The organism is Lactococcus sp. (assembly GCF_036648155.1).
Classification (GTDB): Bacteria; Bacillota; Bacilli; order Lactobacillales; family Streptococcaceae; genus Lactococcus; species Lactococcus cremoris.
Map to the genome: position 1 here is coordinate 203,979 of NZ_JAVXIY010000003.1, position 24,067 is coordinate 228,045.

Annotated in this window: 24 protein-coding genes and 2 pseudogenes; 23 read left to right on the forward strand and 3 right to left on the reverse strand. The window is 35.7% G+C overall.

Annotation, left to right across the window (positions count from 1 at the left end):
* Position 1: 1 nt before the first annotated feature.
* The 8 genes and pseudogenes from RSC39_RS04455 to RSC39_RS04490 all read left to right on the forward strand — a co-directional run bounded on the left by RSC39_RS04455 (position 2) and on the right by RSC39_RS04490 (position 8,987).
* The gene (locus tag RSC39_RS04455; protein ID WP_332535391.1) at positions 2-1,474 is read left to right on the forward strand and encodes a HAMP domain-containing histidine kinase; all 1,473 of its coding nucleotides are present in this window, start codon (positions 2-4) and stop codon (positions 1,472-1,474) included.
* Positions 1,475-1,659: 185 nt separating this feature from the next.
* Positions 1,660-2,901 (forward strand): annotated as a pseudogene (locus tag RSC39_RS04460) (ammonium transporter).
* A gap of 81 nt (positions 2,902-2,982) precedes the next feature.
* Entirely contained in the window at positions 2,983-3,324 is a 342-nt protein-coding gene (locus RSC39_RS04465; protein WP_096815772.1) for a P-II family nitrogen regulator, read from the forward strand.
* Between the two features lie 168 nt (positions 3,325-3,492).
* A complete protein-coding gene (gene murD / locus RSC39_RS04470; RefSeq protein WP_332535394.1) occupies positions 3,493-4,842 on the forward strand; it encodes a UDP-N-acetylmuramoyl-L-alanine--D-glutamate ligase in 1,350 nt (449 codons plus the stop codon).
* Between the two features lie 243 nt (positions 4,843-5,085).
* Entirely contained in the window at positions 5,086-6,159 is a 1,074-nt protein-coding gene (murG, locus tag RSC39_RS04475; RefSeq protein ID WP_063282390.1) for an undecaprenyldiphospho-muramoylpentapeptide beta-N-acetylglucosaminyltransferase, read from the forward strand.
* On the forward strand, positions 6,160-7,326 hold the full coding sequence (locus tag RSC39_RS04480) for a cell division protein FtsQ/DivIB (RefSeq protein WP_063282391.1): 1,167 nt from the start codon (positions 6,160-6,162) through the stop codon (positions 7,324-7,326). It begins immediately after the preceding gene.
* A 149-nt stretch (positions 7,327-7,475) separates the two neighbouring features.
* Positions 7,476-8,789, forward strand: coding sequence for a GTPase ObgE (obgE, locus tag RSC39_RS04485; RefSeq protein ID WP_332535398.1), 1,314 nt, complete (start codon positions 7,476-7,478; stop codon positions 8,787-8,789).
* Positions 8,790-8,816: 27 nt separating this feature from the next.
* Positions 8,817-8,987: a hypothetical protein gene (locus RSC39_RS04490; RefSeq protein WP_011676623.1), complete on the forward strand. Its 171-nt coding sequence runs from the start codon at positions 8,817-8,819 to the stop codon at positions 8,985-8,987.
* Positions 8,988-9,035: 48 nt separating this feature from the next.
* On the opposite strand, the gene RSC39_RS04495 is transcribed toward RSC39_RS04490, so the two are convergent.
* Together RSC39_RS04495 and queA are read right to left on the reverse strand one after the other, a co-directional pair.
* Positions 9,036-9,638: a hypothetical protein gene (locus RSC39_RS04495; protein ID WP_043735241.1), complete on the reverse strand. Its 603-nt coding sequence runs from the start codon at positions 9,636-9,638 to the stop codon at positions 9,036-9,038.
* 71 nt (positions 9,639-9,709) lie between these two features.
* Complete coding sequence (queA, locus tag RSC39_RS04500) at positions 9,710-10,747, reverse strand: tRNA preQ1(34) S-adenosylmethionine ribosyltransferase-isomerase QueA (RefSeq protein WP_063282393.1); 1,038 nt, start codon at positions 10,745-10,747, stop codon at positions 9,710-9,712.
* 321 nt (positions 10,748-11,068) lie between these two features.
* Here queA and RSC39_RS04505 point away from each other — a divergent pair, with 321 nt between their 5' ends.
* Both RSC39_RS04505 and RSC39_RS04510 read left to right on the forward strand, forming a co-directional pair.
* Positions 11,069-12,040, forward strand: coding sequence for an alpha/beta hydrolase (locus tag RSC39_RS04505; protein ID WP_332535402.1), 972 nt, complete (start codon positions 11,069-11,071; stop codon positions 12,038-12,040).
* 173 nt (positions 12,041-12,213) lie between these two features.
* A complete protein-coding gene (locus RSC39_RS04510) occupies positions 12,214-12,921 on the forward strand; it encodes a glucosamine-6-phosphate deaminase (RefSeq protein WP_015082636.1) in 708 nt (235 codons plus the stop codon).
* Positions 12,922-12,981: 60 nt separating this feature from the next.
* On the opposite strand, the gene RSC39_RS04515 is transcribed toward RSC39_RS04510, so the two are convergent.
* Positions 12,982-14,136, reverse strand: a complete 1,155-nt coding sequence (locus tag RSC39_RS04515; RefSeq protein WP_332535404.1) for a hydroxymethylglutaryl-CoA synthase — start codon at positions 14,134-14,136, stop codon at positions 12,982-12,984.
* Between the two features lie 303 nt (positions 14,137-14,439).
* Here RSC39_RS04515 and RSC39_RS04520 point away from each other — a divergent pair, with 303 nt between their 5' ends.
* The 13 genes and pseudogenes from RSC39_RS04520 (at position 14,440) to RSC39_RS04580 (ending at position 23,915) form a co-directional block, all read left to right on the forward strand.
* Entirely contained in the window at positions 14,440-15,579 is a 1,140-nt protein-coding gene (locus RSC39_RS04520; protein ID WP_332535406.1) for a thiolase family protein, read from the forward strand.
* A gap of 47 nt (positions 15,580-15,626) precedes the next feature.
* Positions 15,627-16,859 carry a hydroxymethylglutaryl-CoA reductase, degradative gene (locus tag RSC39_RS04525; RefSeq protein WP_332535408.1) on the forward strand — a complete coding sequence of 411 codons (1,233 nt, stop codon included), beginning with the start codon at positions 15,627-15,629 and terminating at the stop codon, positions 16,857-16,859.
* 84 nt (positions 16,860-16,943) lie between these two features.
* Positions 16,944-17,216, forward strand: coding sequence for a 30S ribosomal protein S16 (rpsP, locus tag RSC39_RS04530; protein WP_011834878.1), 273 nt, complete (start codon positions 16,944-16,946; stop codon positions 17,214-17,216).
* 95 nt (positions 17,217-17,311) lie between these two features.
* A complete protein-coding gene (locus RSC39_RS04535) occupies positions 17,312-17,551 on the forward strand; it encodes a KH domain-containing protein (protein WP_011676598.1) in 240 nt (79 codons plus the stop codon).
* A 199-nt stretch (positions 17,552-17,750) separates the two neighbouring features.
* Positions 17,751-18,706: pseudogene (gene hemH / locus RSC39_RS04540) on the forward strand (ferrochelatase).
* A gap of 25 nt (positions 18,707-18,731) precedes the next feature.
* Complete coding sequence (locus RSC39_RS04545; protein ID WP_332535411.1) at positions 18,732-19,577, forward strand: alpha/beta hydrolase; 846 nt, start codon at positions 18,732-18,734, stop codon at positions 19,575-19,577.
* A 184-nt stretch (positions 19,578-19,761) separates the two neighbouring features.
* Positions 19,762-20,277, forward strand: coding sequence for a ribosome maturation factor RimM (gene rimM, locus RSC39_RS04550; protein ID WP_046781860.1), 516 nt, complete (start codon positions 19,762-19,764; stop codon positions 20,275-20,277).
* Between the two features lie 4 nt (positions 20,278-20,281).
* A complete protein-coding gene (trmD, locus tag RSC39_RS04555) occupies positions 20,282-21,025 on the forward strand; it encodes a tRNA (guanosine(37)-N1)-methyltransferase TrmD (protein WP_063282415.1) in 744 nt (247 codons plus the stop codon).
* A 116-nt stretch (positions 21,026-21,141) separates the two neighbouring features.
* Positions 21,142-21,534: a DUF1149 family protein gene (locus tag RSC39_RS04560; protein ID WP_063282398.1), complete on the forward strand. Its 393-nt coding sequence runs from the start codon at positions 21,142-21,144 to the stop codon at positions 21,532-21,534.
* 16 nt (positions 21,535-21,550) lie between these two features.
* Positions 21,551-22,396 (forward strand): DegV family protein, encoded by an 846-nt coding sequence (locus RSC39_RS04565; protein WP_063282399.1) that lies wholly within the window; start codon positions 21,551-21,553, stop codon positions 22,394-22,396.
* Between the two features lie 129 nt (positions 22,397-22,525).
* On the forward strand, positions 22,526-23,308 hold the full coding sequence (dapB, locus tag RSC39_RS04570; protein WP_332535416.1) for a 4-hydroxy-tetrahydrodipicolinate reductase: 783 nt from the start codon (positions 22,526-22,528) through the stop codon (positions 23,306-23,308).
* 65 nt (positions 23,309-23,373) lie between these two features.
* Entirely contained in the window at positions 23,374-23,550 is a 177-nt protein-coding gene (locus RSC39_RS04575) for a hypothetical protein (protein ID WP_332535418.1), read from the forward strand.
* Between the two features lie 59 nt (positions 23,551-23,609).
* A complete protein-coding gene (locus RSC39_RS04580; protein WP_332535443.1) occupies positions 23,610-23,915 on the forward strand; it encodes a GNAT family N-acetyltransferase in 306 nt (101 codons plus the stop codon).
* Positions 23,916-24,067: the final 152 nt, after the last annotated feature.

Below are 24,067 nucleotides of genomic sequence, written 5' to 3' on the forward strand. Positions count from 1 at the left end.
AATGAAAAAATTATTCACTTTCAACAAGAAAAAGGAAACGGTAGAAGAAAGTTCGGCTAAGCGGTCTATTATGCTTAGTTGGGCTTTTGCTAACACCGTTTTTTGTTTTATTACTTTTACTCTTTTTGCAACATTGACTTATCAACTGACCATAAGTTCTTTCATTAAGGAGGAACAAAGGTTATTGAAAGGTTCAATGGACAGCGTTGAAGAGGTATTAGAAGAAGCGGATGCTCCATTAAATTCAACTAACCTAAACGCTTATATTGAAGCGACATCAAAAATTCAAAATGGGGAATCGGAAGGAACGAGTCTGGGAAGTATTATAGGGACTCGGAAAGCATTTTATATTTATGATTTAAATCATAAATTATTATATTCAACTAATCGACATGATTTTGGATTTCAAAATCAAGGCAATAATGAAATGAAAGAAATTCAAGGTGAGAATCCAGGTTATTTAGTCCAAAGAAAGATTGTTTCTAAAGGGACGGGACAGGTTGTAGGTTATTTACAGGCATTTTATGACACGACAACTTATCATCGAATTTCTAATCTCCTTTTAGTCGTCTTGTTAATTTTAGAAATTGTCGCTTTAATCGTTGCGCAAATGATTGGTTATTTTATGGCGAATTATTTTATGAAGCCTTTAGAAAAACTTTATCAGGGAATGCAGGAAATGGCGAGCGACCCCACGAATGATTTCAAACCTATCGAAATTGAAAGTGGTGATGAAATTGAAGAATTAGCTCATGTTTATAATGATATGATGCTGAAAATGAAAGCATACCTTGAACAGCAAAATCGGTTTGTCTCTGATGTTTCACATGAATTAAGGACTCCGTTAGCAGTTTTGGACGGTCATATTAATCTCTTAAATCGTTGGGGGAAAAATGATCCAGAAGTTTTGGATGAATCTTTGCAGGCGAGTTTGGATGAAGTAGACCGAATGAAGAAAATGCTTGAAGAAATGCTTGCTTTAGCCAGACTTGAAAATGTAGATTTGTCCAGTGAAGAATTGGATTGTGACGTTGGTAAAGTATCTAATCATGCGCTTAAAAACTTCCAACTTCTACATGAGGATTTTGAGATTGTGCTTGATAATCAGCTTATCTACCCTGTCCATGCTCGGATATCTGAAAATCATTTTGAACAAGGATTACGCATTTTGTTAGATAATGCTGTTAAGTATTCTCCAGATGATCGAAAGGAGATTGTGATTACTGTTTCAGAAGATGAACAGTTTGTCATTACTAGTGTTTCTGATAAAGGAATCGGAATTGCTGAAGAAGATATTAATCATCTTTTTGAGCGATTCTTTCGAGCGGATAAGGCACGTAACCGTGAGATTGGCGGAACTGGTTTAGGTTTACCAATTCTGGCTCGTTTAGCCGAAAATTATCAAGGGGAGATTGAAGTTAGTTCTGAGCTTGGGATTGGTTCAACTTTTACCTTAAAATTTCCAAAAATATGATAAAAATGAATTATCTAAAAGATAATTCATTTTTATTTGCTCATTTCATGTTATATAACATAACACGAAACGAGCAAATGATTGACTTTAATAAAAAACTGTGTTATATTTTATGACATGATTAAATATTCAGAAAATATCGGTAAATTTCTTATTTAATCTCGAAATTTTAAAGGAGAATTTTTATGGACACAGGATCGATTGCATTTATTTTAATTTGTGCAGCTTTGGTTTTATTAATGACACCTGCACTGGCCTTTTTCTATGGGGGGCTTGGAAGGCGTAAAAATGTATAGAATACAATGATGATGTCATTGGCACCAATGGCTCTGGCTTCCATTTTATGGGTAATTATTGGCTTTTCATTTTCTTTTTCTGGAAATAATAGTTGGATTGGAAATTTTGACCATTTGTTTATGAATGGTGTAGATATGGCCAAAAATTCATTATTTCCTGCCAATCACATTCCTGACGGTCTTTTTTCTGGTTTTCAGATGATGTTTTCGATTATTACGGTCGCTTTGATTACAGGTTCGGTAGTTGGGAGAATGAGATTTACTCCTATTCTACTTTTTATGGGAGCTTGGTTGATTTTGGTATATTATCCTCTGGCTCATATGGTCTGGGGTGGCGGTTTCTTGGCTCAAATTCATGCGATTGACTTTGCTGGGGGAGACGTTGTTCATATCTCTAGTGGGGTTACAGGTCTAGTTCTAGCATTGGTGCTTGGAAAGAGGCGAGACTATGAACGTTTAGATTATCGTCCACATAATATTCCTTTCGTTGTTTTAGGCGCTGGTCTTCTTTGGTTTGGTTGGTTTGGTTTTAATGCAGGTTCAGCTCTTGCTGCCAATGGTGTTGCGATTAACGCTTTTATGACTACTAATACGGCTGCAGCGGCAGCGATGCTTTCTTGGATGATTATTGAAAAAATTATGATTGGCAAACCTTCAGTGGTTGGTGCTTGTTCTGGAGCGGTTGTTGGCTTAGTTGCGATTACTCCAGGTGCTGGTTTTGTCTCTCTTTGGTCTTCGATAATCATTGGTTTGTTGGTTAGTCCTTTGTCTTATTTTATGATTTCTGTAGTCAAGAAGAAATTTGGTTATGATGATGCACTGGATGCTTTTGGTTGTCATGGAATTGGTGGAATGTTTGGCGGAATTATGACAGGAATTTTCGCAACACCAGCTTTGGCTCCAGAAAAAGGTTATGTAGGGCTAGTTTATGGGTCAGGAAAATTACTTTTGGCTAATCTTACTGCGGTTGTTTTTACAGTTATTTTTACGGCTCTTGTCAGTTGGATTATTATTAAGGTGATTGGACTTATTATGCCGATTCGAGTTACTGACCGTGCTGAGGCAATTGGTCTTGATGATAGTGAGCATGAAGAAACTGCTTATCCAACATTTTTAGGTTTAGATTCTTGATTTTAGTTTATTGATAAGTCTGTCAGTCAATTTATTATAAAAATGAAGGAAATGTATTTTTAAAGATAAGAGAGAAAAAATATGAAAAAAATTGAAGCGATTATTCGAACGGATAAATTAGAAGATTTGAAAAAAGCTCTATCAGACAATGGCTTGGTACATGGAATGACTGTTTCGCAAGTTCTTGGCTATGGTGAACAAAAAGGTTTTGCGGAATATGTTCGTGGTCAGCGAATCGAAACAACTTTACTTTCTAAAATAAAAATAGAAATTGTCTCAATTGATGAAAAAGTTGATCAAATTGTTAATGTAATCACTAAAGCAGTGCGAACTGGTGAAGTGGGAGATGGAAAGATTTTCATTCAACCAATAGAACGTGTGATTCGTATTCGGACATCAGAAGAAGATGCCCAAGCATTGTAAGTAAATATGGGCTGACAAATGGGTCAGCCTTTTTTTGTTTTCTTTGAAAAATTATCGATAGTGCTGTCAGTAATTATGACTGTTGAAAAAAAGGCTGATTAGGGGTAAAATAGATTAGATAAAGTCGTCAGTGAAATATTTTACTGACAACTTAAAAAGGAATAGAAAATGAAAAAAATAACGAAATTTAAAGATCAAAAAATCTTAGTTCTTGGACTTGCCCGTTCTGGAATGGCTGCTGCTCTTGTGCTCAATGAGTTGGGAGCGATTGTTACAGTTAATGATGGCAAACCTTTTGAAGAAAATAAAGAAGCTCAAGTACTATTAGAAGAAGGGATTAAAGTCATCACAGGAAGTCACCCGATTGATTTGTTGGACGAAGATTTTGCACTGATGGTTAAAAATCCAGGAATTCGTTATGATAATCCCATGGTTGAGCGAGCAGAAGCTCTAAAAATTCCAGTGATTACTGAGGTTGAACTTGCGTATTTAGTGAGTGAGGCACCAATTATTGGCATCACAGGAACAAATGGTAAAACGACAACAACGACATTAATTGCTGATATTTTAAATGCTGATGGGCAATCTGCTAAGTTATCAGGTAATATTGGTTTTCCAGCGTCAGAAGTTGCCCAAAAAGCTCAAGCTACTGACACATTAGTGATGGAACTTTCAAGTTTCCAATTGATGGGAATTGATACTTTCAGACCTAAAATTGCTTTAATTACAAATCTTTTTTCTGCTCATTTGGACTACCATGGTTCACAAGAAGCATATGAAGCTGCTAAATGGCGGATTCAAGAAAATATGACAGCAGATGATTTCCTAATTCTCAATTTTAACCAAGAAAAATGCCGTAAATTAGCAGATAAAACAAAGGCAACGGTCCTTGCTTTTTCAACTAAAGAAAAGGTTTCAGGTGCTTATGTTAATGAGGGGAAAATTTATTTTAAAGATGAATTTATCATGGAAGCTTCTGAGCTCTCACTTCCTGGGGATCATAATTTAGAAAATGCTTTAGCGGCAATTGTCGCTGCAAAACTACGTGGAGCGAGAAATGAAGCAATTGTTGAAGTACTGACAAGTTTTGCAGGTGTAAAACATCGGTTGCAATATCTAGGTGAAATTGATGGACGAAAAGTCTATAATGACAGTAAAGCAACTAATATTTTGGCTACTCAAAAAGCCTTGTCAGGATTTGACAACAGTAAACTTTGGCTTTTAGCTGGTGGACTTGACCGAGGCAATGGCTTTGAAGATTTAGAAAAAGATTTAGAAGACTTAAAAGGAATGGTTGTCTTTGGACAAACTGCGGATAAATTGCGGTTGACGGCTGAAAAATTGAATATTCCTGTGTTTGCTAGTCAAAATGTTGCAACTGCTCTTAAAGAAATCATGCCTCAAACGCAAGTTGGTGATACCATTTTACTTAGCCCAGCTTGTGCAAGTTGGGATCAATATAAAACCTTTGAAGAACGAGGCGATTTATTTATCGAGGCTTTTGAGAGCTTAAAATAAAAAATATGATAGAATAAATTACTGACAATTATTAATTGGGACTAATTTGAATACTCAATTTACTGACAGATTAATATAAACAAGTTCATTTTACTGACAATTATCAGGTCTAACTCGTAGGTTATTTATTTCGTTATCGTCCACTTTTTTTCGATTTATTGATTTGAGTGAAGAAGATAGCGGTTAAAGCTCAAAAAGTTTAGATCTATCAGCAAATCCCCAAACCATTGGAGAAGAATAAATATGCGAATTATCATTACAGGCGGCGGCACAGGCGGTCATATTTACCCAGCCCTAGCTTTCCTGAAATATTTAAAACAAGAGGAACCAGATACAGAGGTCCTTTATATTGGAACTAAAAAAGGTTTAGAATCTAAAATTGTTCCACGAGCAGGAATTCAATTGAAAACAGTTGATATTCAAGGGCTAAGACGTTCATTAAGTCCACAAAATATAAAAACTGCCTTTAAATTTTTTAAATCAGTATCAGATGCTAAAAAAATTATGAAGGATTTTAAGCCAGATGTTGTGTTAGGAACTGGTGGATATGTGGCAGGACCAGTCGTTTTTGCAGCGGCACAATTGAAAATTCCAACAATTATTCATGAAGGAAACTCATTTCCAGGAATTACCAATCGTTTTCTTGCCAAAAAAGTTGACCGAATTGCCGTAGGTTTCCATGCAGCGGAGCAATATTTTCCTAGTGAAAAAACAAGTTTCACAGGGAATCCAAGAGCTCAAGAAGTTGCTGATGCAGCTGCTCAAGTTGAAAAGTTTGAACAACCAACAGTAGTGATTTTTGGGGGTTCTCGTGGAGCTTTAAAACTTAATAATGCTTTTATTGAAGCCCTGCCTGAATTGGCTAAACGTTCATTCAAAACAGTTTATGCTTCAGGTGAGATTTATTATGATGATTACAAAGAAACTTTTGATCAATATAAAGAAAATCCAAATTTAGATATTCGACCTTACATCAATAATATGACTGAACTTTTAGCAAAAAGTCAACTTTTTTTAGGGCGTTCTGGCTCAACAACAATCGCGGAAGTGACAGCTTTAGGTTTACCAGCGGTTTATGTTCCTAGTCCAAATGTCACAGCAGACCAACAAACTAAAAATGCTCAAGAATACGTTGATCAAGGAGCAGCAATTATTGTAAAAGATGAAGAATTGAATGGTCAAAGTTTAGTCGAAGCGATTTCAGATATTCTTGAAAACACAGAAAAATATCAAGAAATGCAAAAAGCTAGTCTAAAAGCAGGCGTTCCAGATGCTAGCCAACGCCTTTACAATCTAGTGAAAGAGATTAGTAACTAAATGAGTGAAAAAGATAATAACTTAACCCCTTGGCAGCAAAAACATCTTGAATATCAGAAAAGAAAAGCTGAAGAAGCTAAAAAAGAAAAGAAAGCAAATCAGCCTAAAAAGGCTCGCTTGAGCTCTCCTTTTCTTAAAAGTCTTCCAAAAACTGAAAAAAACTTTGATGACACTGAAGGTCAAGCTGAGTCAGCTGAGTTGTTAGATGAAAACTTGGAAGTCAATCAAGAAGAAAGCCAAGCAAGCGAATATTCAACTGAAAATGAACAAATTGTTGCTCAACTAGATTCTCTTTCCCAAGAATTCAAAGAGGAAGAGAAGCCAAAAAAAGCTAGATTTTCTAAGTTGTTTGAAGGCTCAGCTCCGCTTTTAAAGAAAATGTGGCCAGCTTTATTGGCTGTTATTCTGGTCTTTTTGGGCTCCCTCTATTTGATTTCACCTTTGAGTAAAATATCAACTTTTAGCGTATCAGGGAATAAAAATGAAAGTTCAGAACAAGTAGCCCTCGCTTCAGAAATTAAGACAAGTGATAGTATTTTTAAAATTCTTAATAATAAGGCGAAAATTGAGTCAACGATTGAACAAAAATTTCCTCGAATTTCTACTGTCACGATTAACTATCATTTTCCAAATCGATTTGAGGCGGTTGTTCAAGAACATACCAATAGTGTTTATGTCAAAAGGAATAATCAAACTTATCTTGTCTTAAATAATGGCTATGTGATTAAGACACCGGTTGATGCCAGCAAGCTTGAAAAATTGCCAGTTTTACAAGATTTTACTGATGAAGAAGTCCAGACTTTTGTCAAAGCCTATGAAACTCTTAAACCAGCTATCAAAGCTTTGATGACGAATGTAACGAAAACTCCTACAGATGCAACCAAAGATTTTATCGCAATTGATATGAGTGATGGAAATCAGGTTCGTGTCTCTCTCAGTCAAATGGCTGATCGACTTCCTTATTATCCAAGCATTGCTAAACAAGTTCAGGCTCCACAAGTAGTGGATATGGAAGCGGGAATTTATACGAAACCTAAAGCGGCCTATGATGCTTATCTTTCTCAATTATCCACTTCTAAGTCGGCTTCTATTTCGGCTCAAAATGCTAAAAAGGCTGAAACAAGCGGAGAGAGTACTGCTCAAAGTACAACGACAAGCTCAAATTAAAAGTAAAAAAAGTGATAATTTAGGATTGTCACTTTTTTAGCATAGGGCAAGCTATAAAAAAGCTGGATAAAATGCTATAATGAATAGCACGCATTTTTGTGGGAAAATAATATATAAACTATTTAAAGAAAATTTAGAGGAGAAACTGTATGTCTTTATTTTTAGATACAGCACGAATTGAAGTAAAAGCTGGTAAAGGTGGCGATGGCGCAGTTGCTTTTCGTCGTGAAAAATATGTACCAGATGGCGGTCCTGCCGGTGGTGATGGAGGTAAAGGGGGTTCTGTAATCTTTAAAGTTGATGAAGGAATGTCAACTTTGATGGATTTCCGATACAACCGCATCTTCCGTGGGAAACCCGGTGAAAAAGGGATGAACAAAGGGATGCACGGTCGTGGAGCCGAAGATTTAATTGTTCATGTTCCTCAAGGGACAACTGTTAAAGATAATGAAACTGGCGATGTTTTAGTCGATTTGATTGAAAAAGATCAAGAATTTGTGGTTGCTAAAGGTGGCCGCGGTGGTCGTGGAAATATTCGCTTTGCGACACCACGTAATCCAGCGCCAGAAGTGGCAGAAAATGGAGAACCTGGAGAAGATAAGATTCTACTTTTGGAACTTCGTGTTTTAGCAGATGTTGGTTTAGTTGGATTCCCATCAGTTGGGAAATCTACTTTGCTGTCAGTAGTTTCAAATGCTCGTCCTAAAATTGGAGCTTACCATTTCACAACAATTACACCAAATATTGGGATGGTTCAAGTCGGTTATGGCGATAGTTTTGTTATGGCGGATATGCCAGGATTAATTGAAGGAGCACACTCTGGTGCAGGACTTGGAATTCAATTTTTGCGTCATATTGAACGGACACGTGTCCTTCTTCATATTCTTGACATGTCTGAACTTGAGGGACGTGACCCTTATGAAGATTACAAAACAATCAATGATGAATTGGAATCCTACAATCTCCGCTTGATGGAACGTCCACAACTTATTGTTGCCAATAAGATGGATATGCCAGAAGCAGCAGAACGTTTGGCCGAATTTAAAGAAAAATTGGCTGCTGATTTAGAAGCAGATCAAGAGATGCCTGAAATTTTTGAAGTTTCTGGGTTGACTAAAACAGGATTACAAGGCTTGTTAGCTCGTACGAGTGAATTACTTGCTCAAACACCAGAATTCTTACTTTATGACGAAGAAGCCTTGGGTGATGAAGTAGCTTACTATGGCTTTGAAGACGAAGAAAAACCATTCAAAGTTTCACGCGATGATGATGGTGGATGGCGTTTATCTGGTGAGAAAATTGAAAAACTCTTTATCATGACAAACTTTGACCATGATGAATCAGTAATGAAATTTGCTCGGCAAATGCGTGCCTTCGGTGTCGATGAAACGCTTCGCTCAATGGGTGCCAAAGACGGAGATTATGTACGAATTCAAAAATTTGAATTTGAATTTGTAGACTAAAAATATCAATATTTTCGGAGATTAAAAATGGGATTTAAAATTATTGGTGACCGTGACAAAGACGGAAATTTTATTGCCTCAGCCGATTATTGGACAGATGAACGGATTGATGACTTATTAAAGAAATACAATCCTCACGGTAAATTGACTTTATCAAAGGCTAATCAACAGAAAAATGATGAAAAAAAGACTGATTAATTCAGTCTTTTTTTATTGACGAAATTTATAGTTTTACTGACAGAGAGATTATTGTCTTCTGTCAGTCGTTTTGGCTTGAATTATTTCCTGAAAAATGACTTTATTGACCGTTTTAGATTGGTCAGCAACTTTATAGAGTGCATTACGTTGAAGCGTTTGAATTTGGAAAACTGGGCTGATATTATTTGTCTTATGGAGATTATCTGTAATAATTTGATTAGGATTAAAATTGATATCGTCAGGAACTAGAGAAAGGACTGCTGATTTTTCATAATTTTGCTCAGAAATCGTTTGATTTTCAATGTGAAAACTGATTGCTCTTGGCAGAGACGGAGCTGCCAGAGGAAACCCAGCAATGATTGCATTAAATGAGATATTCTGACCAAAAATCACTTGTTTATTTTTATATTTTTCGAGTTCATTTCTAAGTAAAAGCTCAGCATCCTCAAAAGATAAATTTGGCTGATAATAGAATTTTTTTCGAATATTATTAGTGATTAATTCAAATCCTGTAATTCCAACAACAAAACCATTCGGATTACTTTCAAATTTTTTAAAATGACTTTGCGTCAGAAGTTCATTGGTCGTAATTTGTCCATCGGAGATGACGCTGATAAAATCAGGTAACATGACGATATTAATAAAACTCATTTAAAGATTCCTATAAAAAAGTCTGTCATTACTGACAGATCTTCATTTTCTACTGATGATTCTGTCAGTAATTATTTTTTTGGACGAACAAACATGGCGTCACCAAAACTGAAGAAGCGATACTTTTCATCAATTGCGTGTTGATAAGCCTCAAGAACGAAGTCACGTCCAGCAAAAGCGGCAACTAACATAACTAAAGTTGATTTTGGTAAGTGGAAATTAGTATTAAAGGCATCGACAACTTTCCATTCATAACCAGGTTTAATGAAAATATCAGTCCAGCCAGAATCCGCTTGAATCTCTCCATCAAATTTGCTACCAATCGTTTCTAAAGTACGAATTGACGTTGTTCCAGAAGCGACAATCTTATGACCACTGGCTTTAACGGCTCGGAGTTGGGCGGCAGCTTCCTCTGTCAGACGATAAAATTCACTATGCATATGATGTTCATCAACATTATCTACACTGACAGGACGAAAAGTTCCTAAGCCAACGTGGAGAGTCAACTCAACAATTTTAACCCCTTTGTCAGCAATTTTTTCTAAAAGTTCAGGGGTATAATGCAAACCAGCAGTTGGAGCTGCGGCAGAACCATTTTCTTTAGCAAAAACGGTTTGATAACGTTCTTGGTCTTCAAGTTGCTCATGAATATATGGTGGTAATGGCATTTCTCCTAAGCTTTCCAAGATTTCGAGAAAAATTCCGTCATATTTAAATTCAACAATTCGACCACCGTGTTCGAGAATTTCAACAACAACAGCTTTCAAACGACCGTCACCAAAAACAACTTCCTCGCCAACTTTCATCTTACGAGCAGGTTTAGCTAACGTTTCCCAACGATTTTCTCCCATATCTTTGAGCAGAAGTAGTTCGATATGACCACCCGTTTCAGCACGTTCACCGTGCAAACGAGCAGGAAGCACACGTGTATTATTTAAAACTAAAGCATCTCCGGCCTCGAGTTCATCAATAATATTATAAAAATGTCTATCTTCAAGTTCTTCTGTTTTGGGGTCGAGAATCAATAAACGTGATTCAGAACGTTTTTCCAAAGGCGTTTGTGCAATTAATTCTTCTGGTAAATCAAAATCAAAATCATTTATATTCATAAGTTGTTTTTATTTTACTCCAATCTTTTATCAAGGGTCTAAAATATATTTTATGCTAAACTATTTTAGATTTCCCTCAAGCCTTTCTTTTCAGGTCTATCTCATCAAACTTATCAGTTTGTCATAGAATAATTTTATATAAAAAGAAAAAGCATACTTCACTATTATATCATTTTTTGAAAGCACTAGCTTTGAGAAGTCTATGATTTTTTATATGACGAAAGATGACGTATTGTAAAATTAGTACTAAAGAATATAAGAATTTGCAAAAAAGAGGTTTTAATATTACAATAGTAAAATATAAATATAAAAGGGAATATTATGAAAAAAAGGAAAAAGATGATTATATGGATTCTGGTGGTTTTATCCGTGATTTTAGTCGGAGGATATTTTGCAATCGGAAATTATTTTTACGATATGGCTATTAATGCTCATACCAGCAAATCCTTTTTGACTGGGAATAATGATTCAAAAAAGCAAAAAACACTCTCTAAAAAAGAAAAAGAGAGAAAAGAGCAAAATGAAGCCTTTATGGCTCAGGTTAAGCCAACAGCCTCTTATATCACTTCGTCTGATAAGTTAAAATTGAAACTTTATGCGGCAGATTATATTCAAAAATCAAAGACAAATAAGTGGGCGATTGTTGTGCATGGTTATGGCGGTCAATCAAGTGATATGGCCAGTTGGACACGTCATTTTTATAATAAAGGTTATAATGTTGTTACTCCTGATTTAAGAGGCCATGGGAAAAGTCAGGGAGATTATATTGGTATGGGTTGGGATGACCGAAAAGATATGTTGCTCTGGATTAACACAATCACTCAACGAGACCCTCAAGCAGAGATTGTTCTGCTAGGTGTTTCAATGGGTGGAGCTACTGTCATGAATACCTCAGGAGAAAAACTTCCCTCTAATGTCAAAGCCATTGTGGAAGATTGTGGCTATACTTCAACCGGAGATGTTTTTACTTATCAGCTAAAACAACTATTTGGCTTGCCTAAATTTCCTGTCCTTTATGCTGCGAATACTATGACAGAAATCAGAGCAGGATATAATATCTTCAAGTCTTCTGCGATTAAACAAGTAGCAAAGAGTAAAACGCCAATGCTCTTTATTCATGGGGATAAGGATACTTTTGTTCCTTTTAAAATGTTAGAACCTCTCTATAATGCGGCTAAGGTCGAAAAGGAAAAATTGGTTGTTCACGGAGCAGGACATGGTGAATCAGAAAAAATAAATCCTGACTTATATTGGAGCCATGTTTGGAATTTTGTTGGAAAATATATGTCATAATTATAAAATCAGTCAATAAAATAGCAAAATAAAAAAGTTCTTTATTAAAGAGCTTTTTTATTTTAATTTTGATATTTTTGAAGACAATTTTTAGTTGACATGGTCTTATTTTATGATATAATGAAAGTGTAGAAAAATTGATATATACCAATTTAGGAATGGAGCATATAAAAATGAAAGTTATCGTAGTAAAAAACCAACTTGAAGGTGGAAAAATCGGACTTGATCTTCTTAAAGAATCAATCAACAATGGTGCAAAAACATTGGGACTTGCAACAGGTTCAACACCAGTAGAATTTTATAATCAAATCGTTAATTCAGACCTTGATTTTACAAACATGGTATCAGTAAACTTGGACGAATATGTAGGGCTTGATGGTTCTGATGAACAATCATATCGTTACTTTATGACTAAACATTTGTTTGGAGAAAAACCATTTAAAGAAAACTTCTTGCCAAATGGTAAAGCAACTGACCTTGAAGCTGAAGCAAAACATTATGACCAAATTATTGAAGAAAACCCAATTGATTGGCAAATTCTTGGAATTGGTCAAAATGGACACATTGGTTTTAATGAACCTGGAACACCAGCTGAAATTACCACTCACGTTGTGGACCTTCAAGAAAGCACAATCAAAGCTAATGCTCGTTTCTTTGAATCAGAAGCAGATGTTCCACGTAAAGCAATTTCAATGGGGCTTGCATCAATTATGAAATCTAAAAACATTGTTTTAATGGCTTACGGAAAAGAAAAAGCAGAAGCAATTAAAGGAATGGTTGAAGGTGAAGTGACTACTGAACTTCCAGCATCAATTTTGCAAAACCATGCGAATGTTACTGTTATTGCTGACGAAGCTGCGGTATCATTGTTGAGCAAATAAAATAAAAAAAGTCCTATCAGGACTTTTTAATTTACTGACAGAAAAGCTGTCAGTATTTTTTTATATTTTTTTATATTTACGATGGTTATCAACGACTTCTGAAACAGAATAGGCTGTATCATCACTAAATGAAATGTTGTGATTTAGGTCTAAATATTCGTTAAACATAGTTTCGTATTCAGGAATGCTCAAGCGACTTCTTGCATCTAACATTGATTGATGTTCAACTTTAAGTAAGTGCTTTTCATAACCTTCGACGAGTTCACCAGAGAAAAATTCGGCAACCGTACCAGAGCCATAACTAAAAAGTCCAATACGCTGACCAGCATTCAATTTATCAGAGTTTTCTAAAAGTGAGATTAGACTTAAATAGAGAGAACCAGTATATAAATTACCAACACGACGATTATAAACAATTCCACGTTCAAATTGTTCCATCAGTTCTTCAGCATTAGCTGGTTTTTCTGTTTCAAGCATTGGTAACAAAGCTTTTTTACCCATTTTTGTGTAAGGGGTATGAAAAGCAAGAGCAGCAAAATCTTCAAAGTGTAAGCTTGTCCGGCGGCTGTATTCTTTCCAAATTTTAGCAAAGGCATCAATGTAAGTTTCATTTGAAAATTTGCCATCAACAGTAGGGTAAGCTTGACCAAAAGGTCGCCAGAAATCATAGATATCTTGAGTCAAAGCAACATTATCATTATTTAAGGTCATAATTTTAGGATTAGCAGTGATGAGCATTGCAACGCTTCCAGCCCCTTGAGTAGGTTCCCCTCCAGTATTTAGACCATACTTAGCAATATCAGATGCGATGACTAAAACTTTAGCTTCGGGGTTCAAAAGAACATGGTCCCGGGCCAAAGCAAGACCAGCAGTTGTTGCATAACAAGCTTCCTTCATCTCGATACTTCTAGCAAAAGGTTGGATGCCGAGTAAATCATGAACAACAACTGCCGAAGCTTTTGATTCATCAAGACTTGATTCTGTTCCAACAATAACCATGTCAATCGTTTCTTTATCTTCATCAGTCAAAATACTAGCTGCTGCATTAGCCGCAAAAGTAATTATATCTTGAGTAGCAGGATTCACTGCCATTTCATCTTGACCAATACCTATCTGGAATTTTGCTGGATCAACATTGCGAGCTTCTGCTAAATCCCTCATGTCCACAAAAGTACTGGGAACAAAAAATCCAAGTTTATCAATACCGACTTTCATATTTTAAAAATTTCCTTATCTACTAATATATAGAAGAAAGGAACTCCTTTCAAATGTCTTTGGAATGCTTTAATTTTATCATAAAAATACGTTAAATTCTTAGCTAAGATGTTTTTTATCTATAAAATACTAAGGAAGGTTACTCTAACAAGCTTGTAAAACAAATATTACAAATGACAGATGCTTTGAAAAAATAAAGGCAGATAATTCGTCACTTAGTAGACATCTTTGCACAATTTAATGTAAAGATGCTTTGACAAAAGTAGTTTAAAATATGCTATAATGACTTTCGGAGGTTCATTCGTGAAAGAAATTGTAATCATTGACGCCTTAAGAACACCAGTCGGAAAATATGATGGTGCTCTTGCTGAGTATTCGGCAGAAAAACTAGGAACACACGTTGTTTCAGCTTTATTGTCAAAAAATAAAAATATAAAATCAGATGTTGAACAAGTTATTTTTGGTAATGTTCTTCAAGCTGGTAATGGTCAAAATATTGCGCGCCAAATTGCGGTTAATAGTGGTTTATCAACCAGTGTTCCAGCTTCAACCATTAATGAAGTTTGTGGTTCAGGAATGAAGGCAGTAATTCTAGCTAAGCAACTTTTACAGTTGGGCGAAGCAGAAGTTGTTATTGCTGGTGGAACGGAATCAATGTCTAATGCGCCTATTCTTAAAAATCGTAATACAGAAGAAGAAACATTAAGCATGTTAAGTGACGGCTTAATTGATGCTTTTTCTGGCATTTCAATGGGAATTATTGGAGAAACAATTGCGGAGCAGTTTGATGTTAGTCGTGCTGACCAAGACCGTTTCGCACAAAATTCTCAAGAGAAGGCTGTAGCAGCCAGTCAAGCAGGAATTTTTAATGACGAGATTGTAGCTCTTGGGAAACTTTCTGTTGATGAAACTCCTCGACCTTCATCTAGCCTGGAAAAATTGGCTACATTACGGACAGCCTTTAAGGAAAATGGAACAGTTACAGCTGGAAATTCTTCACCAGTTAATGACGGAGCTTCTGCTTTAATTTTGGCTACTAAAGATTATGCTGAAAAACATGGGATTTCTTATTTAGCTGAATTAGTTGAGAGTGCGGAAGTTGGTATTGATCCCGCAATTATGGGAGTATCACCGATTGATGCAATTCAAAAATTAGTTCAACGCTCAGGCGTTCAGCTTTCAGAAATTGATCTTTTTGAAATTAACGAGGCCTTTGCTGCATCAAGTATTGCTGTCAATCGTGAATTGGGCTTAAAAGATTCTCAAGTTAATATTTACGGAGGAGCGATTGCTCTTGGACATGCTATTGGGTCAAGTGGGGCTAAAATCCTGACAACTTTGGGATATGCTTTGAAACGAGAACAAAAGCGTTATGGAATTGCTAGTCTTTGTATTGGTGGTGGTCTAGGGCTTGCTATTTTATTGAAAAATCCTGACTTTTAAAAATTGATGGAGGAATTGCCCAGTATTTCTGGGCATTTTTGGGAAATATGAGAAAAAAATTTTATCAAATGTCGCCACAAGAGCGATTGAATTCGTTAAACTTATCCGAAAAGAGTCAAGAAATTTTAGGTGAGATGGCCCTAGATACAACTATTTTGGACAATCTCATAGAAAATCAAATTTCTGAATTTGAATTGCCAATGGGAATTGCCCAAAATTTTGTTATTAATGAACAAAGTTTTCTAATACCAATGGTTACAGAGGAACCGTCAGTGATTGCTGCAGCAAGTAATGGAGCAAAAATAGCCGGAAATTTTGTAGCTGAAATTAAAGAACGTTTAATGCGTGGTCAAATTGTATTTTATGATGTTAAAAATTCAGATAAGATTGCAAATGAAATACTTGAAAAGCAAGAAAAAATCTTTGAACAAGCCGAACTTTCTTACCCGTCAATCGTTAAACGAGGTGGCGGTTTGAGAGAGGTTTCTAGTCGGATTTTCTCTAGTCAAAAGTTTTTATCTGTTGATGTCAAGGTTGATGTTAAAGACGCCATGGGTGCAAATATTATTAATTCAATCTTAGAAGGAATTGCTGAACTCTTTGGGAGTTGGTTTCCTGATGAAAAAATTCTGTTTAGTATTTTATCAAATTATGCTACTGAATCACTGGTGAAAGCGACCTGTGAAATTCCGGTTGAACGCCTTTCAAAAAAAGCAGATGGATATGAAATTGGTCAAAAAATTATGGCTGCTTCCCAATATTCAAAAATTGATCCTTATCGTGCTAGTACCCATAACAAAGGGATTATGAACGGTATCAATGCGGTCATTTTAGCTACAGGAAATGACACTCGAGCTATCTCAGCTGCTATTCATGCTTATGCGGCAAAAGATGGAGCCTACCAAGGGTTAGCCAACTGGGAACTTCAAGAGAAAATGTTGGTTGGCGAACTCGAAATTCCTTTACCAGTGGCAACTGTCGGAGGGGGAGTCAAGGTTTTACCAAAAGCACAAGCAGCTATGGAGATTCTGGATATTAGTGATGCTAAGGAACTCGCAAAAGTTATTGCTGCAGTGGGACTAGCTCAAAACTTAGCCGCTTTACGTGCTCTAGTTTCAGAAGGAATTCAACAGGGACACATGAGTCTACAAGCTCGTTCTTTGGCTTTGAGTGTGGGAGCACAAGCGGATGAAATCGCGATATTAAGTCAACAATTACGTAAAGAAAAAGTGATGAATCAAGAAGTGGCCCAAAATTTACTAAAAAATTTGAGAAAATAATAGCCTGTCAAGATTTTTTCTTGACAGCATGAAATTAGTCTGCTATAATATTAAATATAATAAAAAAGAAATAGGAAATATAAAATGTCTGTAAAAATTCGTTTGACTCGTATGGGTTCTAAGAAAAAACCTTTCTACCGTATTAATGTTGCTGATTCACGTGCACCACGTGATGGTAAATTCATCGAAACAGTTGGAACTTACAATCCACTTGTAACTGAAAACCAAGTAACTCTTAAAGAAGAACGCGTATTGGAATGGTTGAGCAACGGAGCACAACCTTCAGATACAGTTCGTAACCTTCTTTCAAAAGCGGGCGTTATGAAAAAATTCCACGAATCAAAACTTTCTAAATAATTTTTGAGATAAGCTGCTTTTTAGCAGCTTTTCGTGAATCTAAAAATCATATAAAATGGACTTGAATAACTTTCAAGTTAGAGTAGAGGTAAGAAATGCAAAAAGATGTGAAAGAACTCGTTTTAACTATTGTAAAACCTTTGGTGACTCAGCCTGATGAAGTTTCTTTGGAAATTATTGAAGGTGAGGAGTTTATGGAATACCATCTCAAAGTTGCTGACGGAGATATTGGAAGAATAATTGGACGTCAAGGTCGAATTATTCAGGCCATTCGTACAGTTGTATACTTTGTTCCTGTTGAAGGGAAAAAAGTTCGACTCCTCGTGGACCAATAATAAGTAAAAATAAAAGAACTCATCATTGATGAGTTCTTTTATTTTTGGAAAACGAACGTTCTATTTGAGAAATAAAATAGTTATTTAGACTTTCCTTTTATTGTCCCCAAAAATATGCTAGAATGAAAAAATATTGATTAATAATTGTAGAAATAATCAGTGATAAATATAAATTAACTGATTTTTATATAGGTGGATAATGGATAAGAAAAAAGGAATTTTATTAGTAGCTTTAGGGACGCCTCGTTCTTGTGAGACAGAGGATGTAAGGGAATATTTAAAAGAATTTTTGGGTGACCCACTCGTCATTCAAAAACCAAGATGGCTTTGGCTTCCAATTTTGAATGGTATTATTTTAAAAGTAAGACCGCAAAAATCAGCAGAGATGTATAAACAAATCTGGACTGACGAGGGTTCACCTTTGATGAGTTACACAATAGCCCAAACCGAACAATTACAAGAACTTCGTGAAGACTTTGATGTTCGCTTTGCCATGACCTACGGAGAGCCCCGCATTGATAAGGTCATTAGAGAGATGAAAGAATCAGGAGTTGAGGATATTACTGTACTCCCACACTATCCTCAATACTCATTAACAACCGTTGAGCCAATTATTCAACAAGTTAAGAAAATAGATGACAAAATTAATGTTATTCGAGATTTTCATCAGATTGAATCTTATACAGACTTACTGGCAGAGTCTATCAGAGAAAAATGGCAAGCCAATCATTATGATAAGCTTATTCTTAGCTACCACGGCATTCCACTATCGTATTTAACGAAGAAGAAAGATGCTTATGAGGCACAATGTATCGAAACTACGCGGCTAGTTGTTGAAAAATTGGGCTTAAAGGAAGAAGAATACGAGCATACTTACCAATCAAAATTTGGTCCTGAGAAATGGTTAGAGCCTGCAACAATCGATAGAATTGCTGAGCTTCCTAAAGAAGATACAAAGAAAGTATTAATTTGTTCTCCAGCTTTGTGGCGGATTGTTTGGAAACTTTATTTGAATTAGAAATTGAAAATAAAGAAGTCTTTGTGGAAAATGGGGGCGAGACTTTTGATTTTGTCCATCCATTTAACGATTCTTTAGAATTTACTAAAGTACTAAGTGAAGTAATCGAGAAAAATAAAGATGAAGTTGAAGTTTAAAATTTAGAGTAAAAGGAAATGCTTAATGAAGAAACAGTATGAAATTATTTCAATGAAAGATCACTATCGGATTCGTCTTGGAATTTTTGAACCACAAGGAAAAGCAAAAGGCGTGGTGCAATTAGTTCATGGTTTTGGCGAATATACGGGTCATTATTTATATTTAATCAATGAATTAGTTAATGCTGGTTTTGTTTGCTTTATGCACGACCAAAGAGGACATGGGGTTCTAGCAGCAGCTAAACCTAAACTTCAGGGACGAGCAAGAAATTATGAGAACTTTATTAGTGATGCCTTAGAAGTCCGAAAAATAATTGGCAAAAGATATCCCAAATTACCAGTTTATCTCTTTGGACACAGTATGGGAGGAAATATTTCACTGAATGTTCTGCTTAGAAATGTTGAAAATCAAAAACTTTATCAAAAAGCAGTTATTGAATCTCCTTGGCTTGCCTTGACAAATCCACCGGCTGTTCCCCTACAAAGGTTGGCTCAAGTTTTAGGGAAATTTAATTCAAAAATTAGAGTTCGTACGGGACTTAAAGTTGATGCAATCTCTCATCGGAGTGATTTAGTTGATTTAGTGACTAAAGATGGAATATATCATGAACTATTATCTTTACGTTTGTTTTCACAAATTATGGAAGCAGGACGTTTTGCCCAAAGTCAGGCCGAGCAGTTAAAGATACCCACCTTATTATTTTGTGGAGAAGAAGACCAAATTTGTTCACCGTTAGCGATTCGTTCCTTTGCTGAAAATGCTGGTGCTAATTTGGAATTAGTTGAAGTTGCTGAGGGCTATCATGCCCTTCATTTAGATACTAAAGCAGATGCTTTTATTGACAAAATGAAGGCTTTCCTGCTTGAATAAGACTGAGTAAAATAAAAGGCTATTTAATTTTGAATAGCTTTTTTATTTTATGATTTTATATTTGCTGCTGAAAATTGAGCCCTTTATATTTCAAAAAATTTAAAATTTTGTATTCTTTAAAAGAAATCTGCTCAAAAATAGTTTCATTTAAATCAGGGCCTAGTTGATATGTTATAATTAGGGAATGGAAAACTTTTACAAAGTAGGAACAATTGTTAATACACAGGGACTTCAAGGTGAAGTTCGAGTACTACCATCAACAGATTTTGCTAATGAACGCTTTTCAAAAGGGGCAGTATTAGCACTTTTTGATGATAAAGATAACTATATTCAAGATTTAAAAGTGAAATCTGGTCGATTACAAAAGAATTTTTATGTGGTCAAATTTGAAGGATTTTATCATATCAATGATGTCGAAAAATATAAAGGTTATGTTGTTAAAATTGCGCAAGAAAATCAAGAAGAGTTAAATGATGGGGAATTTTACTATCATGAAATTATTGGAAGTGATGTTTATGAAAATGACATTTTAATTGGTCAAATCTCTGAAATTCTTCAACCAGGTGCCAATGATGTCTGGGTCGTTAAACGTAAAGGAAAACGTGATTTACTTTTACCTTATATCCCACCTGTTGTCCTGAAAGTTGATGTGGCTAAGCATCGAGTTGATGTGGACATCATGGAAGGATTGGATGACTAAGGGCATGAGAATTGATATTTTAAGTATTTTTCCTGATATGTTTGGTCCACTTAACCAGTCAATAGTTGGCAAGGCTCAAGATAAAGGTATTTTAGAATTACATACTCATGATTTTCGCGAAAATGCCACAAATAAACAGCGACATGTCGATGATATGCCTTATGGTGGGGGACAAGGGATGTTGTTGATGCCTCAACCTATCTTTGATACGATGGATAAAATTCCACAAAAAGCTGAAAAGCCTGCACGGGTGATTCTTTTAGATCCAGCCGGAAAAAAATTTGATCAAAAAATGGCTGAGGAATTGTCAGAAGAAGAACAACTAATCTTTATTTGTGGACACTACGAAGGCTATGATGAACGAATTAAAACTTTGGTGACAGATGAGGTATCTTTGGGAGACTTTGTCTTAACGGGAGGAGAAGTGGCAGCAACTGTAATGATTGATGCTGTTGTTCGCCTTATACCTGGTGTTTTGGGGAAAGCGGCTAGTCATGAAGATGATTCATTTTCTAGTGGGCTTTTAGAATATCCCCAATACACTCGCCCAGAAGATTTTAAAGGAATGAAGGTTCCCGAAGTCTTGATGAGCGGTCATCATGAGAATATTCGCAAGTGGCGTTTGAGAGAATCTTTGAAAAAAACACTAGAGCGCCGTCCGGATTTATTGGATGCATATGAACCTAATAATGAAGAACTAAAAATGCTACAATTATTGCGTGAAAATGTTCAAGATGTGGTAGAATAAAGTAGTGTTAAGAATTTTAGTGAATATTGGGATACTTATTGAATTCAAATAACGAAATGTGTGTTCTTATTGTTCATAGATGCGAATAAAATTAATATAGATAGAGGAATTTTAAAATGACTTTAACGATTGAACGAGAACAAGAATTTGTTAACCAATTTCATTATGATGCTCGTAATTATGAATGGGAAAAAGAAAATGGAACGCCCGAAACAAATCTAAATGTCCAATTTCAACTTGTTCCTAAGGAACAACTTGAACGACTTGGTGAAGAAGATACAGGGCTTCATGCTGTCCTTACATACTTAATTGTATTAGATAATATTGTACTTTCAGGTTTTGTAAGTCAATTGAATTATATACGTGGACGAAAAATTAAAGAACAAGAAGAACTTGAACAAGAGGAATTAGCTCAACTTGCGGCTCCTTTATTTGAACTTCTTAAGCGCATGGTTTATGAAACAACCGAGGTTGCTTTAGATCAGCCTGGAATTAACTTAGAATTTTAATTAATAGAATTGACTTATGAAATTAGCTGTTATTACTGACTCGTCGGCAGATTTTGCCGAAAAATATAAAACTTATCAAAATCTTTTTGTTTTGGATATTCCGATTTCAATTGATGGAGTGGATTACGATTTACAAAAGATTTCTCATGAAGAATGGTATGACCTGATGGCCAAGGCTCAGGAAGTACCTAAAACCTCACAACCTAGTGTAGCTGAACTTGATCGCCTTTTAAAAGATTTAGAAAAACAAGGATATACTCACGTTCTAGGTCTCTTTTTGCCAGCTGCAATTTCTGGATTTTATCAAAATATTTTCTACTTACAAAGCGAATATGAACAAATGAAAGTTCTATTTCCTGAGACTTTTATTACCTCTAGTCCTTTAGGCTATATGGTTGAAACAGTTTTGGATTTGGCAGAAGCTGGTGCAGAATTTGATGAGATTATTGCAAAGTTTGAAGAACAAAGAGAGGGCGACCGCGCCTATATGCTCGTTGATGATTTGCATTGGTTAGCCAAAGGGGGGCGTTTATCTAATGGTGCGGCTGTTCTTGGTACTTTATTGAATATTAAGCCAGTATTAACTTTCAGTACTGAAGGGAAAGTAGAAGTTTTTGAAAAAGTTCGGACTGTGAAAAAAACAATGAGTCGCATGAAAGAACTTTTACTAAAAGAAGTACAAGAACCTTCAGACTACAAGGTTTATGTCATTCAAACTAGAGCAGAAGAAAGAGCACAAGAGCTCTATGACTTTGCTTTATCACAAGGATTTGATGATGTTGAAATAGTTACTTTTGGTCCTGTTATTGCAACACATTTAGGATTGAATACTGTAGCTTATGGTATTTCTCCAAAAAAATAGAGCACGTAAAAACGTGCTTTTATGTAAAGAGAAATATTCTGAATAATAGAAATAATAGCGGTTACTAACAAATACTGATTTATTTACTTAGTTAATTCTTTTATTATAATAAAATGTTTGAGTGAGGATATGATTTTGAATAAAATTAAAGTAGTTGTGGCAGGATTTCGTGGAAAAATGGGTTCGACGGCTGTGCAAATGATTCTCAACGCTCCTAATTTTGAACTTGTCGCTTTATTAGGGAGAAAAGAAGAAGTTTCTGAGGCCTTTGATGTTCCTGTCTTCAATCGAAAAGAGGAACTAGAGAATATTGAAGCAGATGTTTGGCTGGATTTGACAGCTCCAGAGGTTGCTTATGAGAATGCTTATTTTGCGCTGGAACATGGCTTACGACCTGTTGTGGGCACAACTGGATTTACTGAGGATGAAGTGGCTCGTTTAATAAAATTTTCTAGGGAGAAAGAACTGGGTGGACTAATTGCACCTAATTTTGCCTTAGGTGCGGTTTTATTAATGCAATTCTCGAAACAGGCCGTGAAATATTTCCCAGATGTAGAAATTATTGAGTTACATCATGATGGTAAAAAGGATGCGCCCTCTGGAACTGCTGTAAAAACGGCAGAATTGATGGCTGAGGAACGTCTGGCTCATCATCAAGGGGCAGTAGATGAAAAAGAATCATTAGTTGGGGCGCGGGGAGCTGTTCTTGAGGGGATGAGGATTCATTCAGTTCGCTTACCAGGTCTGGTGGCTCATCAAGAAGTCATTTTTGGCTCAAAAGGTGAAGGATTGACCTTGCGCCATGACTCTTACGACCGTTCAAGCTTTATGACTGGAATTGCACTTGGAATTCGTAAAGTGATGACCGTTTCTGAGCTAAAATATGGCTTAGAACACTTTTTAGACTTATAATTTTTTTGACGATAGAGTAAGTTTGCAAGAGCTTTTCTATAATAAAACCTTTAGTGGGGGGCTTTATGAGTAATTTGGAAATTCGTAGATTAGACTTAAGTGATGCTGAGGCATTTATGGATTATATTCATAATTGGTCAACAGATACAAGTCCTTTTAAGATTGATGCTGTAAAAACTTATGCCGAGGTTAATTTGGATAATTTTGCGGAATATGTGGAAAAATTCGGAAAGAGGAAATAAGTGCCGAAAAGCCAGACTGGTCAACAGCTACTAAATATTTTGCTTTCATTAATGGACAAATTGCTGGTGAAATATCTTGTCGTTGGCAAATTGAAAAGGGAATTTTATTAGAATGGGGCGGACATATTGGTTATGGTGTCGCTCCTGATTTTAGAGGTCAGCATATTGCTGAAAAAATGGTCAATTTTGCCCTGCCCAAATATCAAAAACGTTTGATTTCTCAAGTAATGATTTCTGCTGACAAGGGAAATGTGGCCAGTCGTAAAACGATTGAAGCAAATGGTGGAATCTTAGAAAATACTGTGGAAATTGACGGAGACGAAATTTGTCGTTATTGGATTAATTTGGAAAAGTCAATGGAATAAAAATTACTGATAAAAATCGGAAAAAGTTCGTCAACCCTTTTTTGGGCTTGCGTGCTTTTTTCTTACTGACTATTCTTTACTTAGAAGTTTATGTGCTTTTGTCAGTATTTTAATAGTATTCAAAAATTCTGTCAGTAAAATTGGAAGCCTAT

What these genes read in the sequence shown, in the direction of transcription:
- RSC39_RS04455 (WP_332535391.1), top strand. Translation starts at nt 2, where the DNA reads ATGAAAAAATTATTCACTTTCAACAAGAAAAAGGAAACGGTAGAAGAA.
- RSC39_RS04465 (WP_096815772.1), top strand. Translation starts at nt 2,983, where the DNA reads ATGAAAAAAATTGAAGCGATTATTCGAACGGATAAATTAGAAGATTTG.
- murD (WP_332535394.1), top strand. Translation starts at nt 3,493, where the DNA reads ATGAAAAAAATAACGAAATTTAAAGATCAAAAAATCTTAGTTCTTGGA.
- murG (WP_063282390.1), top strand. Translation starts at nt 5,086, where the DNA reads ATGCGAATTATCATTACAGGCGGCGGCACAGGCGGTCATATTTACCCA.
- RSC39_RS04480 (WP_063282391.1), top strand. Translation starts at nt 6,160, where the DNA reads ATGAGTGAAAAAGATAATAACTTAACCCCTTGGCAGCAAAAACATCTT.
- obgE (WP_332535398.1), top strand. Translation starts at nt 7,476, where the DNA reads ATGTCTTTATTTTTAGATACAGCACGAATTGAAGTAAAAGCTGGTAAA.
- RSC39_RS04490 (WP_011676623.1), top strand. Translation starts at nt 8,817, where the DNA reads ATGGGATTTAAAATTATTGGTGACCGTGACAAAGACGGAAATTTTATT.
- RSC39_RS04495 (WP_043735241.1), bottom strand. Translation starts at nt 9,638, where the DNA reads ATGAGTTTTATTAATATCGTCATGTTACCTGATTTTATCAGCGTCATC.
- queA (WP_063282393.1), bottom strand. Translation starts at nt 10,747, where the DNA reads ATGAATATAAATGATTTTGATTTTGATTTACCAGAAGAATTAATTGCA.
- RSC39_RS04505 (WP_332535402.1), top strand. Translation starts at nt 11,069, where the DNA reads ATGAAAAAAAGGAAAAAGATGATTATATGGATTCTGGTGGTTTTATCC.
- RSC39_RS04510 (WP_015082636.1), top strand. Translation starts at nt 12,214, where the DNA reads ATGAAAGTTATCGTAGTAAAAAACCAACTTGAAGGTGGAAAAATCGGA.
- RSC39_RS04515 (WP_332535404.1), bottom strand. Translation starts at nt 14,136, where the DNA reads ATGAAAGTCGGTATTGATAAACTTGGATTTTTTGTTCCCAGTACTTTT.
- RSC39_RS04525 (WP_332535408.1), top strand. Translation starts at nt 15,627, where the DNA reads ATGAGAAAAAAATTTTATCAAATGTCGCCACAAGAGCGATTGAATTCG.
- rpsP (WP_011834878.1), top strand. Translation starts at nt 16,944, where the DNA reads ATGTCTGTAAAAATTCGTTTGACTCGTATGGGTTCTAAGAAAAAACCT.
- RSC39_RS04535 (WP_011676598.1), top strand. Translation starts at nt 17,312, where the DNA reads ATGCAAAAAGATGTGAAAGAACTCGTTTTAACTATTGTAAAACCTTTG.
- RSC39_RS04545 (WP_332535411.1), top strand. Translation starts at nt 18,732, where the DNA reads ATGAAGAAACAGTATGAAATTATTTCAATGAAAGATCACTATCGGATT.
- rimM (WP_046781860.1), top strand. Translation starts at nt 19,762, where the DNA reads ATGGAAAACTTTTACAAAGTAGGAACAATTGTTAATACACAGGGACTT.
- trmD (WP_063282415.1), top strand. Translation starts at nt 20,282, where the DNA reads ATGAGAATTGATATTTTAAGTATTTTTCCTGATATGTTTGGTCCACTT.
- RSC39_RS04560 (WP_063282398.1), top strand. Translation starts at nt 21,142, where the DNA reads ATGACTTTAACGATTGAACGAGAACAAGAATTTGTTAACCAATTTCAT.
- RSC39_RS04565 (WP_063282399.1), top strand. Translation starts at nt 21,551, where the DNA reads ATGAAATTAGCTGTTATTACTGACTCGTCGGCAGATTTTGCCGAAAAA.
- dapB (WP_332535416.1), top strand. Translation starts at nt 22,526, where the DNA reads ATGATTTTGAATAAAATTAAAGTAGTTGTGGCAGGATTTCGTGGAAAA.
- RSC39_RS04575 (WP_332535418.1), top strand. Translation starts at nt 23,374, where the DNA reads ATGAGTAATTTGGAAATTCGTAGATTAGACTTAAGTGATGCTGAGGCA.